The organism is Herbaspirillum sp. SJZ107 (genome assembly GCF_006715485.1).
Taxonomy (GTDB): domain Bacteria; phylum Pseudomonadota; class Gammaproteobacteria; order Burkholderiales; family Burkholderiaceae_D; genus Telluria.
On record NZ_VFNH01000001.1, the window covers coordinates 1,980,179 to 1,992,556 of the forward strand.

Consider the following 12,378-nt stretch of genomic DNA (forward strand, 5'->3'; position numbering starts at 1 on the left):
GCGCGGCAGATCGTCGTGCAATGTCCCGTAAGTACCGGACACTCAGCCGATTGTCACCGCGCCAACCCGTTAATATGGGCCAAAAATGCTTCGCTGCCTAGATCATTAGCCGGCTAACGACTGTCTGATTTGTATAGGAATGTATATAGGCAGCATTTTTTGCACCAGCATGGTGCAATGCAACATTTTATTCAGAACAAGGCTCCCTGCGGGCTGGTCAGGCGCGTAAAGCTGTCGCCGATGAAGGGCAGGATGCCGTCCGCCACCGGTTCCAGCTGCTTGCTCAGGTAATGCTCGTAGTCGATCGGCGCCGCCTTGCCCGCTTCCACGCTCTCCATCGGTTCCGGGCCGGCGGTCGTCATCAGGTAGCGGATCCAGCCGCCGTTGCGGTATTGCGGGCCGCGTCCCTGGGCCACGTGGAAGTCGTCGGCCAGGCGCGCGGCGCGCACGTGCGGCGGCACGTTGCGCTCGTACTCGTGCAGCGGGCGGCGCAGGCGCTTGCGGTAGACCAGCAGCTCGTCGAACTCGCCGGCCAGCGTGCGCGCCACGTAGTCGCGGACATAGTCTTCGTAGGGCTGGCGCCGGAACACGCGCTCGTAGAGGCCCTGCTGGAATTGCTGGGCCAGCGGGGTCCAGTCGGTACGCACGCTTTCCAGGCCCTTGTAGACCACCTCTTCCCCGCCGTCCGCCGTGCCGGCCAGGCCGGCATAGCGCTTCTTGCTGCCTTCGTCGGAGCCGCGCACGGTCGGCATCAGGAAACGGCGGAAGTGGGTGTCGTATTCGAGTTCGAGTGCGCTCTCCAGTCCCAGCGTTTGCTGCAGGTGCGTCCGCCACCAGCCGTTTACGTGCTCCACCAGTTCGCGGCCGATGCGCAGGGCGTCCGCATCGGGCCGGGCGCCGCCGAGCCAGACGAAGGTCGAATCGGTGTCGCCGTAGATCACCTGGTAGCCGCGTTCCTCGATCAGCTCGCGGGTGCGGTGCATGATCTCGTGGCCGCGCATCGTGATCGACGAGGCCAGGCGGTCGTCGAAGAAGCGGCAGGCCGGGGTGCCGAGCACGCCGTACATCGCGTTCATGATGATCTTTAAAGCCTGCGACAGCGGCTGGTTGCCGGCGCGCTTGGCCGCTTCCCTGCCCTCCCACACGCGGGTGACGATGCCGGGCAGGCAGTGCTTCGTGCGCGAGAAGCGCGCGCCGCGGAAGCCCGGCACCGTCTCTTCCTCCGGCGCTTCCAGTCCGGCCACCAGCCCCACCGGGTCGATCAGGAAGGTGCGGATGATCGACGGGTACAGGCTTTTATAGTCCAGCACCAGCACCGAATCGTACAGGCCCGAGCGCGAATCCATCACGAAGCCGCCCGGGCTGTCCGCCGCCGGCACGTCGCCGATGTTGGGCGCGACCCGGCCCTGGCGGTGCATCAGCGGGATGTAGGAATGTTCGAAAGCCGCCACCGAGCCGCCGCTGCGGTCGGCGGCCAGCCCGGTCACGCTGGCGCGCTCCAGCAGGAAGGCCATCAGGCCGGTCTTGTCGAAGATGCGCGTGACCAGTTCGCAGTCCTTCAGGTTGTAGCGCGCCAGCGCCGGCTTGTCCTGGGCGAACATGCGGTCGATCGAGGCCATGCGGTCGTAGGGATTGTCGATCGACTTGCCTTCGCCGAGCAGGCTTTGCGCCACGTGCTCCAGGCTGAACGAGGGAAAACCCCAGGTGGCCGAGCGCAGCGCTTCGATGCCGTCGATGACCAGGCGGCCCGGCAAGCCCCAGAAATAACGCGCCTCGCGCTCGCCGCTGGCGTTCGGATTGGTGCGCCATTCCATCGCCGCGCCGCCGCGGCCGATGCGCAGCGGATGATTCAGGCGCAGCGCATGCTCGTGCAGCACGCGCAGGTCGAAGTTGATCACGCTCCAGCCGATGATGGCGTCCGGATCGTGGCGTGTCATCCATGCTTCCAGCTTCGCCAGCAGCTCGAGGCGCGACTCGCAATACTCGAGGTCGAAGTCGAGCTTGGCCGGATCGCCGTTCGGCGGCCCCAGCATGTACACGACGCGCTGGCCGCAGCCTTCCAGGCCGATCGAGCGCAACTCGCCCTGCATGGTGGTCTCGATGTCGAGCGAGACGGTGCGGATGCTGGGACGGTAGTCGGGAGCCGGTTTCAGTTGCGCGCCTTCGAGCAGGCGCGGATTGCCGGGCGCCGGCGTGCCGGCAAAGGCGACCGGCGCACTGATGAAACGCTCCATCAGGAAGCGGTCGGTCGGGCGGATGTCGGCTTCGTAGACATCGATGCCGTGCTCGCGCAGGCGCTTTTCCAGGCGCATCAGGTGGCGGTAATGGCGGCAGTACAAGCCCATTACCGGACGGTTGCGGAAATCGCACAGCGCCAGCGGCCGCAGCTCGACGCCGCGCTCGCGCTGCAGCAGGGTCCGCAGGAGCGCTTCCTGCTCGGCCGGGACGAAGGCGACGGCTTCGGCCGGCGGCAGGCGCAGGCAGTAAGGGCCATCGTCGGTGGCGAGCCACAGCTCGACCTCGACGCCTTCATCCAAATCGCGCCAGTGGCGGGTGAGCAGGAAGCCTTGCTGCGGAGAGTCACTCATATTGGATGTGTTCAAGCCCCGGCCGGCAAGGCGTCGAGCGCATAGCGCGCCAGCTCGGCCTCGGTGAAGCCGGCCGCGCGCCGTCCCTCGACGTTGAACGGTCCTTTCAGCACCGGCGCCGTGTATTGCACGGTGAGATCGTCGTAGGTCGCCACCGGTTCCAGCCCGCGCTGCTCGCACAGGTAGAAGTACCAGCGGTTGCCGATCTCGACGTGGCCGACCTCGTCGCGCAGCAGCACGTCGAGGATGCCGGCCGCTGCCGGGTCGCCGGCCTGGGCCAGCTTGGCGCGTAGCGGCGGAATCGCGTCGAGGCCGCGCGCTTCCATCGTGCGCGGCACCAGCGCCATGCGTGCAAGGACGTCGCAACTGGTCTTGGCGACCATCTCCCACAGGCTGTCGTGCCCGGGAAAATCGCCGTAGGTGTAGCCGAGTGTCTTCAAATGGCCGGCCAGCAGCTTGAAATGCAGGGCTTCCTCGCTGGCCACGCGCAGCCAGTCGAAGTAATACCCGTCCGGCATGCCCGGAAAGCGCCAGACCGCGTCCAGCGCCAGGTTCACCGCATTGAATTCGATGTGGGCCAGCGCGTGGACCAGCATGGCGCGTCCTTCCACGGTCGCCATCGAACGCCGGCCCACCAGGCGCGGTGGCACCAGCTCGGGACGTGCCGGACGCCCCGGAATCGCCGCCGGCTCGTCGAACACGGCAGCACGGTCGACCGTGATCGTACCGCTGCGGGCAGCCTCGACCAGCGCCGCCACGCCGCCGGTCTTGGCGGCGGGGTCCGGCTCGACCAGGCATCGCAGGGCGGATGCGCGGAGCTCGTATGCAGTGTCATGCGGGCGCGCCATGTCGGGAGATCCTTTGGAACAAAACGTCGAGTTTACCAAATCCGGCACCCCAACGTACCCGAGCGGTCCCACGGACGAGTCAAATTGTTACAACTTGCAGCTTGAAGCCGCCCGCTTCGGGGTCATCCCTGTTACAGGAGGGACATCTTATGAAAAGTGCACTACTGTTGGAATATGACGAAGCCGCCCATGGGCAGACCGAAAGCCTGCTGAAGTCGATGGGCTATCTCGTCGCATCCGCCGCGACGCCGAAGTCTGTACTGCAGACCCTGCAGGCTGTGCGCTTCGATGCGGTGCTGACCTGCACCGACTTCAATGCCGACGACCGCCGCTCGTTCACCGGCGAGCTGGCGCGGCTGGCACCGGGCGCCGCCATCGTGCTGATGCTCGACAGCGACGCCAGCGGCGCCGGCCACCACCACCGTGCCGGCGCACTGCTGTTCAAGCCGGTCACGCTGAAGGGGCTACGGCGCGTGCTCGATTTCGGCGTGGATGGCCTGGGCCAGCACCCGGTATGGATGGCGCCGGACCAGGAACGGCGCGGTCCGCCGCAGCGCCGGGTGCGCCCGCGCCAGGCGGCCTGATGCCGCCCATGCGCCGTGCTAGCATGCGCGCATGGATTCTTCCCGCACCACATTCGATAGCACCTTCGACGCGATTGTCGTCGGCACCGGCCCCGGCGGCGCCAGCACCGGCCGCGAACTGGCGCGCAGCGGCGCCCGCGTGCTGTTCCTCGAACAGGGCGACGCGGCGCCCATCGCCGGCACCCTCACCCAGATGGCGGCGCGCGCCGCGGTGCCCGGCAAGGGTGCCTTCCTGCACCGCGACCTGTCGCTGCTGGTACGCGCATTGACCACCGGCGGCACCTCCACCATCAACTTCGCCACCGCCGCGCCGCCGCCGGCCGCCCTGTTCGCGGCGCACGGCATCGACCTGGCACCCGCCCTGGATGCCTGGCACGCCGAACTGCCGCTCGGCCCATTGCCCGATACGCTGGTCGGCCCGATGGCGGCGCGCATCATGGATGCCGCGCGCAGCCTGGGCCAAGACTGGCACAAGCTCGACAAGATGATCCGTCCCGCCGCCTGCCGCAGCGGCTGCTGGCGCTGCGTCTACGGCTGCCCGTTCGGCGCCAAGTGGAGCGCGCGCGAGCTGGTCGACGACGCCGTCAAGGCCGGCGCCGTGCTGCAGGCGCGCGCGCGCGTCACGCGCCTGCTGGTGCGCGAGGGCCGCGCTGCCGGCGTCGATGCCGTGGTCGACGGTAGGCCGCGCAGCTTTCCGGCGCCGCTGGTGGTGCTGGCGGCCGGCGGCATCGGCAGCCCGCGCCTGCTGGCGGCCTCCGGCCTGATGGACGGGCCGGCGGCCTTCTTCAGCGATCCGGTGGTGGCGGTGATGGGCAGCGTCGACGGCATCGAGGACGGCGGCAAGGAAGTGCCGATGGCGGCCGGCATGCACCACGGTGCAGACGGCATCGCCTATGCCGACCTGACCTTGCCGGGCCCGATGTACCAGGCTTTCGCGGCCCAGGCCGGGCGCTTCGACCGCCTGTTCGCGCATGCGCACACGCTCAGCATCATGGTCAAGATCCGCGATGAAGTCGGCGGGCGCATCGGCCCGCGCTGGGTCGACAAGACCCTGCAGCCGCCAGACCGCCGCAAGTTCGACCAGGGTATCGGGCTGGCGCGCGCCGTGCTCGAGCGTGCCGGTGCGCGCCACATCTTCGCCAGCCACCACTTCGCCGCGCATCCGGGTGGCAGCGTGGCGATCGGCGAACGGGTCGGCAGCGACCTGCAGACGGCGGTGCCCGGATTGTATGTCTGCGACGCCTCGGTGATTCCCGGGCCCTGGGGGCTGCCGCCGACGCTGACCCTGCTGTGCCTCGGCCGCCGCCTGGGCTGGCAACTAGCGGGAATTGATCAGAAGCAATATTGATTCCACGGTTACGCTTTGGAACAATCTCCAATCGTGCGCGGGCCAAGTCGTTGGTAATATTGCTTCACCAGCTTGATCTTTTGACAAAAGCGGAATAATCAAAAAGCGACATTTGATAAGGAGCGCAACATGAAACAGACCACCCTGCTGAACAAAGCCACCCTGTCGGGCCTGATGCTGGCCGTTGCCGTGCTGGCCACCGGCTGCCACAAGGCTGACAACACCAACACCAACACCGGCATGGGCCCTGCCCAGTCCGCAGGCAAGGCCGTCGACGACTCGGCCGCCAACGCTGCCGCCACCGCGCGTGAAGCCGGTGCCGACGCCAAGGCCGCTGCCCAGGACGCCGCCGCCAACACCGCCGCCGCGGCCGACCGCGCAGGCGACAAGATGGAAGCCGCAGCTGACCGCGCGGGCGACAAGGCCGCTGCCGCTGCCGACCGTGCTGGCGACAGCATGCGTGAAGCCGGCGCCGAAGTGAAGCAGGAATCCAAGGAAGCCGCCGCCAACGTGAAGGAAGGCGCAAGCAAGGCAACCGCCGCGACCGGCCGTGCCGTGGAGCGTGCCGGCGAGAAGATGCAGGACGCCGCCAAGTAATTTTGATATAGCAGCGTAGCTACACCGCGCCGCGCCCGCTCCTGCGGGGGCGGCGTTGTCGTTTCAGCGCCCGGCGCCGCGCAGCAGGTGCTGGGCCAGCAGGTTCGCGTGGGCGGTCAAGGCCGAGAAATCGCGCGCACACAGGTACAGCCGGCGTGCGCCCCACGCTTCCGCCAGCGGCAGGATGACCACCTCGCGCTGCAGCGTCTTTGCCACCACATCGGACAGGATCGACATGCCGATCCCGGCTTCCACATACATCGCCACGTTCTCGACGCTGCGCAGGCGGATCCGGTAATCCAGCTGCCGGCCCAGGCGCGAGGCGCGCTCCCCCAGGTAGGATTCGAGCGCCGTATCCGCCATCCCGACAATGGGTTCCCCGAGCACGTCGGCAAACGCGACGTCCGCCTGCCGCGCCAGCCGATGCGAGGCGCCGACCACCACCACCAGCTGGTCGCTGGCGATCAGGTGCATCTGCAAGGTGCCGAGGTCGGCGCTGTCCGCCACGACGCCGAGGTCGGCGCGGCGGTCGAGCAAGGCCTGCACGATATCCACGCTGCGCCGCTCTTCGAGGTCGATCGACAGGTCGGGATGGGCCGCCAGGAAAGCGCACAGCTGCGGCGGCAGGAAGATCGCATTGGCCGAGGTATTCGACAGCAGCCGGACCCGCCCTTTCAGACCGGTGGCATACGTGCGCAAATCGCCGCGCATCTGTTCGACCTGGCCGAGGATCGAACGCGCATGCCGCACCAGCGCATCGCCGGCCGCCGTGGTGCGTACGCCGCGCCGGTTGCGCTCCAGCAGCGGCGCACCGAGCACGTCTTCCATGCCGGCGATGCGCTCGCTGGCCGAGGCCAGCGCCAGGTGCATCGCGCGCGCACCCTGGGTCAGGCTGCCGCTTTCCACCACGCTCAGGAACAGCCGCATATCGGTCAGGTCGAAACGCATCGTCGCACTCCAGCATTCGGAAATCCCGAAGTCTAGCACCGGAATTGCCAGATTGCGGAGCCTTCACCCTGGGTCTACCATCACAACATGGACGCATTGGCTACGGGGAGCAACGCTGGCGAAGGACGCCGCGGCTGGCCGCGCCCGTCAAGAATCCTGCCAAGGTGCCTCCGGCCCCGGCGAACCCTAGATACGAGGACATCATGCTGCACGCCTTGACCGCAACGATCGGAACGCTGGCTGTCATCGCCAGCATCAAAGCCAAGCTGGACTATGCGAGGCAGCTGCGCGGACGCGCGGCCACCGCTGCGCAGCAAGCCGCCCATCGGGCGAACCAGGTCGTGCGCTGAACGCAACGCCTGCGGCGGTGAAACGCTTCCATTTCCGCGCCATTATTTTTCCGACAGGCGTACGATATCGCTTCCTTGACAACCGAAGCGATTGCCGCGCTGGAGTGAACGATGAGACATGACAAACGACGCGCCGCCGCCTATCGTGTATATGTCCGCACACTCGACGGCGGACCGGACGAAGGCATCCTGCGCTGGACCGATACCCGCACCCAGGACCCGAAGGTCGCCGACGAGGCGATCCAGGATCTGCTCACCACCGATTGCTTCCAGGACAACCCCTTCGTCCTGATCGCACTTTATCGCGGCAGCGTCTACTTCACCCACGAATTCGATTCCTTCGAAGACAGCAACCTGCCCGGGCCGACCTTGCTGGCGCGCCTGGGACGCGTCGACTGGCTGCGCTACCCGTCAATACACTGAGCGCATGACGGTCGCGCCATCGCTCAAGATGGTGATTATCTGGGCGTGCGCCAGCACCGGAGATTGACTGGCCGAAAGGCGGCGCCGATACTCGAATGGCAATCCTGCACCATTCGGTCTCCTCACTCATGGCTGTTCACACCAAGATCGCAAGCCTGCTGTCGGCCGGCATGTTGGCCTGCTGCGCCGGCCCCGGCGCCATCGCAGCACCGGGCAAGCAAGTCGAACGGCTCGACCGCGGCGTCGTCGCGATCCACACCGGCGCCGGTAACTTCATCGGCTGGCGCGCCCTCGGCACCGATGCGCCGGGCGCCACCTTCGACCTCTACCGCGACGGGCGCAAGCTGAACGCCCAGCCGCTGGCGGTGACCAACTTCATGGACGGCGGCGCCAAAGCCACCGCCCGCTACACGGTGCGAACGGCGGGCGCGCCGGACGCCGCCGCCGGCGCCACCTGGGAACAGCCGTACAAGACCATCCCGCTGCAAAAACCGCCAGGCGCCACCACGCCCGACGGCAAGGCCTATACCTACAACGTCAACGACGGCTCGGTGGCCGACCTGGACGGCGACGGCAGCTACGAGCTGCTGGTCAAGTGGCAGCCGACCAACGCCCACGACAACTCGCACCCGGGCTACACCGGCAACACCTACATCGACGCCTACAAGCTCGACGGCACCCGCCTGTGGCGCATCGACCTGGGCCGCAACATCCGCGCCGGCGCCCACTACACGACCTACCTGGCCTACGACTTCGACGGCGACGGCAAGGCCGAGGTGATGATGAAGACGGCCGACGGCAGTGTCGACGGCGAGGGGAAAGCCATCGGCAACGCGCGGGCCGACTACCGCAACGCCAACGGCTACGTGCTCGACGGACCCGAATTCCTCACTGTGTTCGACGGCCGCAGCGGGGCCGCGCTGGCTTCCACGAACTACCTGCCGGCGCGCGGCGACGTCAAGGCCTGGGGCGACGCCTACGGCAACCGCGTCGACCGCTTCCTCGGCACCGTCGCCTACCTCGACGGTGCGCGTCCGAGCGCCGTATTCTCGCGCGGCTACTACACGCGCGCCGTACTGGCGGCCTGGGACTGGCGCGACGGCAAGCTGAGCAGCCGCTGGGTTTTCGACAGCGACGCCGGCGCCCGCGAGGGCAAGCCCGGTCCGGGCGCGGCCGCCAACCACCAGGGCGCGCACTGGATGTCGGTGGCCGACGTCGACGGCGACGGCAAGGACGACCTGGTCTACGGCGCCGCCACCATCCGCAGCGACGGCACCCTCCTCTACAGCACCGGCCTGTGCCACGGCGACACCCTCCACGTCGGCAAGCTCGATCCGGCCCGCGCCGGCCTGCAGGTCTTCATGGTCCACGAGACCCCGTCCTGCTACCAGGGCCGCGGCGTCGAGATGCACGATGCCGCCACCGGCAAGATCCTGTGGAGCCTCGGCGGCGACGGGCACGACGTCGGCCGCGGCACCTGCATGGACATCGACCCGGCCTATCCGGGCGAAGAATGCTGGGCCAGCGCCGGTGGCCTGATGAACGCCTCAGGCAAGCAGGTCGCGGACACGCACCCGCGCAGCATCAACTTCGGCCTGTGGTGGGACGGCGACCTGCTGCGCGAGCCGCTCGACGGCGTCCACATCGACAAGTGGAACCCCGCCACCGGGCGCCTAGAGCGCCTGGTCGACGGCGCCGACTATGGCGCGGCATCCACCAACGGCACCAAGTCGACGCCGGTGCTGTCGGCCGACCTGTTCGGCGACTGGCGCGAAGAAGTCGTCTGGCGCAGCCGCAACGACGACGCGCTGCTGGTATTCAGTACCACCGTGCCGACCCCGTACCGCCTCGTCACGCTGATGCACGACCCGCAATACCGGGCCCAGGTTGCGGGCCAGAACGCGGGCTATAATCAGCCGCCGCATCCGAGCTTCTACCTGGGGGACGGCATGCAGCCGCCCGTACCGCAAGCGATTCACGTACCTTGACCTCACCTATGACTCTTCGCATGAACGTTCGTACAACCGCTGCCTTCGCCCTGTTCGCCGTCACCGCCCTGCCGGCCTGCCTGGCCGGCGCCGCCGAGCGCCTGACAGTGACCGTCACCCACAGCCTCGACATCGCCCGTCCGTCGGAAACCATCGTCATCCCCTGGACCCAGGTCAACGCCGCGCTGCCGCATGCGCTGGTCCAGAAGCTGGTGATCAAGGATGCGAGCGGCCAGATGCTGCCCTACCAGGTGACCAACGTCGCGCCGCAGGCCAAGGACCCGAAGAACGTCGGCGCCGCCTACGGCGAACTGCTGTTCCAGCACGACTTCAAGGCCGGCGAAAAGTCCGCGACCTTCACCGTCGAAAAGAGCGAGACCCTGACCGCCCCCTTTGCACCGAAGGCCTTCGCGCGCTACGTGCCGGAACGCCTCGACGACTTCGCGTGGGAGAACGACAAGCTGGCGCACCGCACCTACGGCCCCGCGCTGCAGGCGCCGGACACCGGCAACACCGGCAAGGAAGTCCTGAAGACCAGCGGCCTGGATATCTGGTTCAAGCGCGTGTCCTACCCGATCGTCGACCGCTGGTACAACAAGGGCCACGACCACTACCACCACGACGAAGGCGAAGGCATCGACATGTACAACGTCGGCGCCTCGCGCGGCGCCGGCGGCACCGGCATCTGGGACGGCAAGACGCTCAGCACCAGCGCCAACTACGCATCGTGGAAGGTGGTCGCCAACGGCCCGGTGCGCGCCGTGTTCGAACTGAGCTACGACGCCTGGGACGCGAACGGCACCAGGGTCACCGAAGTGAAGCGCTTCACCACCGACGCCGGCCGCTACTTCGACCGCATGGACAGCACCTTCACCTTCAGTGGCCCGCAGCAGCTGACGGTCGGCATCGGCCTGAACAAGACCCCGAGCGACAAGGGCGAGGAAGCCAGGATCGCCTATGCGGAAAACCCAGCCGACAAGTCGCTGGTGCAGTGGGTGGTGCAGAAATCCAAGGGCAATTTCGGCGTGGCGCTGATCGTCCCGAGCGCCGGCGCCCAGCCCTTCACGGGCGACGCCCGCAACGCGCTGGTACTGGCGCCCGCCACCTCGGGCCAGCCGCTGACCTACTACATCGGCGCCGCCTGGGACCGCGCCGGCGAGATCAAGGACCAGCAACAGTTCCAGCGCCTGGTCGCCGACGAAGCGGCGCGGGTACGGGCGCCGGTGCAGATCAAGCTGTCGAGCGGCGGCTGACCGCCGGAGCCTGACAAAAGCCTGCGGCTTTCGAACGTCGCCCCCGCGAAGGCGGGGGCCCAAGTTCGTCGCATACCATAAGCATCTGCCGGTGGCCCGCGACGACACCCACCAGGAACGATCGTGAATACTCTATCGAAGCGCACCGTGGTGTTCGCGCTCCCCCTCCTCACGGCCATTGCCACCAGCGCCAGCGCCGCCACCTTCTACATCGCCCCCACCGGCAACGACAGCGCCGCCGGCACCGAGTCAAGCCCCTGGCACTCCCTGGCCCGCGCCCAGCAGGCAGCCAAGCCCGGCGACACCGTCTACCTGCGCGGCGGCACCTACACCTTCACCGCCGCCACCAGCTCCTGCGCCACCCGCCGCGCCAGCGTCAGCGGCGTGGTCCTCGACAAGAGCGGCCAGGCGGGCCAGCCGATCCGCTACTGGGCCTACCCCGGCGAGACCCCGGTCCTCGACTTCGCCGCGATGAAGGACGACTGCCGCGTCAAGGGCATCGAAGTGACCGGCGACTGGCTCCACCTGAAAGGCCTGGAAGTGACCGGCGCCCCGCAGCAGCCCGGCAACCGGCTGAACCACGAATCCTGGGGCATCTGGATCAACGCCAGCCACGGCATCTACGAAGGGCTGAACCTGCACCACAACATGGGACCGGGCCTGTTCATCAAGGACGGCAGCGACAACCTGGTCCTGAACAGCGACTCGCACCACAACTACGACCCCTACACCTCGAACGGCGCCGGCCAGAGCGCCGACGGCTTCGGCGCCCACGTCAGCGCCGGCCATCCAGGCAACGTGTTCCGCGGCTGCCGCGCCTGGGCCAACACCGACGACGGGTTCGACCTGATCAATGCGTATTCGCCGGTGACCATCGAATACTCGTGGGCCTGGGACCACGGCTACCTGCCCGGCACCCGTACCTCACTCCCGGCCGGCAACGGCAACGGCATCAAGGCCGGCGGCTACGGCGGCAAGTATGTACCGAACGGCGTCAGGCACGTGGTGCGCTTCTCGGTCGCCTTCGGCAACAAGGTGTCCGGCTTCTACGCCAACCACCATCCGCTGGCGCTCGACTTTACCAACAACACCGCCTTTGCCAACGGCAGCGACTTCAACATGCTCGGCATTGCGCCGGACGGCAGCCCCGTGTATCTCGGCACCTTGCGCAACAACCTGTCGCCGTCGCCGTCGACGCTGAAAGTGGCCGGCGCCGATTCCGCGCACAACGCGTGGGACCTGGCCGTGCCGGTCAGCGATGCCGAATTCGAGAGCGTCTCGAAGCTGGGCTGGGACGCGCCGCGCAAGCCCGACGGCAGCCTGCCGGACCTGCCCAACTTCCGTCCGCGCGCAGGCAGCGCGCTGGTCGACAAGGGCATCGACGTCGGCCTGCCGTTCAAGGGCAAGGCGCCGGACCTGGGGGCCTTCGAACGCTGAGGGCTGCCTCGCGA

At 67.8% G+C, this 12,378-nt stretch carries 11 protein-coding genes; 8 read left to right on the forward strand and 3 right to left on the reverse strand.

Going from position 1 to position 12,378, the window contains the following annotated elements:
- Nucleotides 1–191: 191 nt before the first annotated feature.
- Nucleotides 192–2,588 carry a DNA polymerase II gene (locus FBX97_RS08800; protein ID WP_141830399.1) on the reverse strand — a complete coding sequence of 799 codons (2,397 nt, stop codon included), beginning with the start codon at nt 2,586–2,588 and terminating at the stop codon, nt 192–194.
- Between the two features lie 11 nt (nt 2,589–2,599).
- Nucleotides 2,600–3,436, reverse strand: a complete 837-nt coding sequence (locus tag FBX97_RS08805) for a ferritin-like domain-containing protein (protein WP_141830401.1) — start codon at nt 3,434–3,436, stop codon at nt 2,600–2,602.
- Nucleotides 3,437–3,585: 149 nt separating this feature from the next.
- Here FBX97_RS08805 and FBX97_RS08810 point away from each other — a divergent pair, with 149 nt between their 5' ends.
- From FBX97_RS08810 to FBX97_RS08820, 3 genes are all read left to right on the forward strand, one after another.
- Nucleotides 3,586–4,020, forward strand: coding sequence for a hypothetical protein (locus FBX97_RS08810; RefSeq protein ID WP_141830403.1), 435 nt, complete (start codon nt 3,586–3,588; stop codon nt 4,018–4,020).
- Between the two features lie 31 nt (nt 4,021–4,051).
- Nucleotides 4,052–5,368 carry a GMC family oxidoreductase N-terminal domain-containing protein gene (locus FBX97_RS08815; RefSeq protein ID WP_141830405.1) on the forward strand — a complete coding sequence of 439 codons (1,317 nt, stop codon included), beginning with the start codon at nt 4,052–4,054 and terminating at the stop codon, nt 5,366–5,368.
- A gap of 129 nt (nt 5,369–5,497) precedes the next feature.
- Nucleotides 5,498–5,965 (forward strand): hypothetical protein, encoded by a 468-nt coding sequence (locus FBX97_RS08820; protein WP_255517359.1) that lies wholly within the window; start codon nt 5,498–5,500, stop codon nt 5,963–5,965.
- A gap of 63 nt (nt 5,966–6,028) precedes the next feature.
- Here FBX97_RS08820 and FBX97_RS08825 read toward each other — a convergent pair whose 3' ends face one another.
- Complete coding sequence (locus FBX97_RS08825) at nt 6,029–6,913, reverse strand: LysR substrate-binding domain-containing protein (protein ID WP_141830407.1); 885 nt, start codon at nt 6,911–6,913, stop codon at nt 6,029–6,031.
- 203 nt (nt 6,914–7,116) lie between these two features.
- On the opposite strand from FBX97_RS08825, the gene FBX97_RS29555 reads away from it, so the two are divergent.
- From FBX97_RS29555 to FBX97_RS08845, 5 genes are all read left to right on the forward strand, one after another.
- The gene (locus tag FBX97_RS29555; RefSeq protein WP_185748514.1) at nt 7,117–7,263 is read left to right on the forward strand and encodes a hypothetical protein; all 147 of its coding nucleotides are present in this window, start codon (nt 7,117–7,119) and stop codon (nt 7,261–7,263) included.
- A 111-nt stretch (nt 7,264–7,374) separates the two neighbouring features.
- The gene (locus tag FBX97_RS08830; RefSeq protein ID WP_141830409.1) at nt 7,375–7,686 is read left to right on the forward strand and encodes a hypothetical protein; all 312 of its coding nucleotides are present in this window, start codon (nt 7,375–7,377) and stop codon (nt 7,684–7,686) included.
- A 128-nt stretch (nt 7,687–7,814) separates the two neighbouring features.
- Nucleotides 7,815–9,674, forward strand: a complete 1,860-nt coding sequence (locus FBX97_RS08835) for a rhamnogalacturonan lyase (RefSeq protein ID WP_141830411.1) — start codon at nt 7,815–7,817, stop codon at nt 9,672–9,674.
- A 20-nt stretch (nt 9,675–9,694) separates the two neighbouring features.
- Nucleotides 9,695–10,927, forward strand: a complete 1,233-nt coding sequence (locus FBX97_RS08840; protein WP_255517360.1) for a DUF4861 family protein — start codon at nt 9,695–9,697, stop codon at nt 10,925–10,927.
- Nucleotides 10,928–11,050: 123 nt separating this feature from the next.
- A complete protein-coding gene (locus FBX97_RS08845; RefSeq protein WP_141830415.1) occupies nt 11,051–12,364 on the forward strand; it encodes a right-handed parallel beta-helix repeat-containing protein in 1,314 nt (437 codons plus the stop codon).
- The last annotated feature ends 14 nt before the right edge of the window (nt 12,365–12,378 follow it).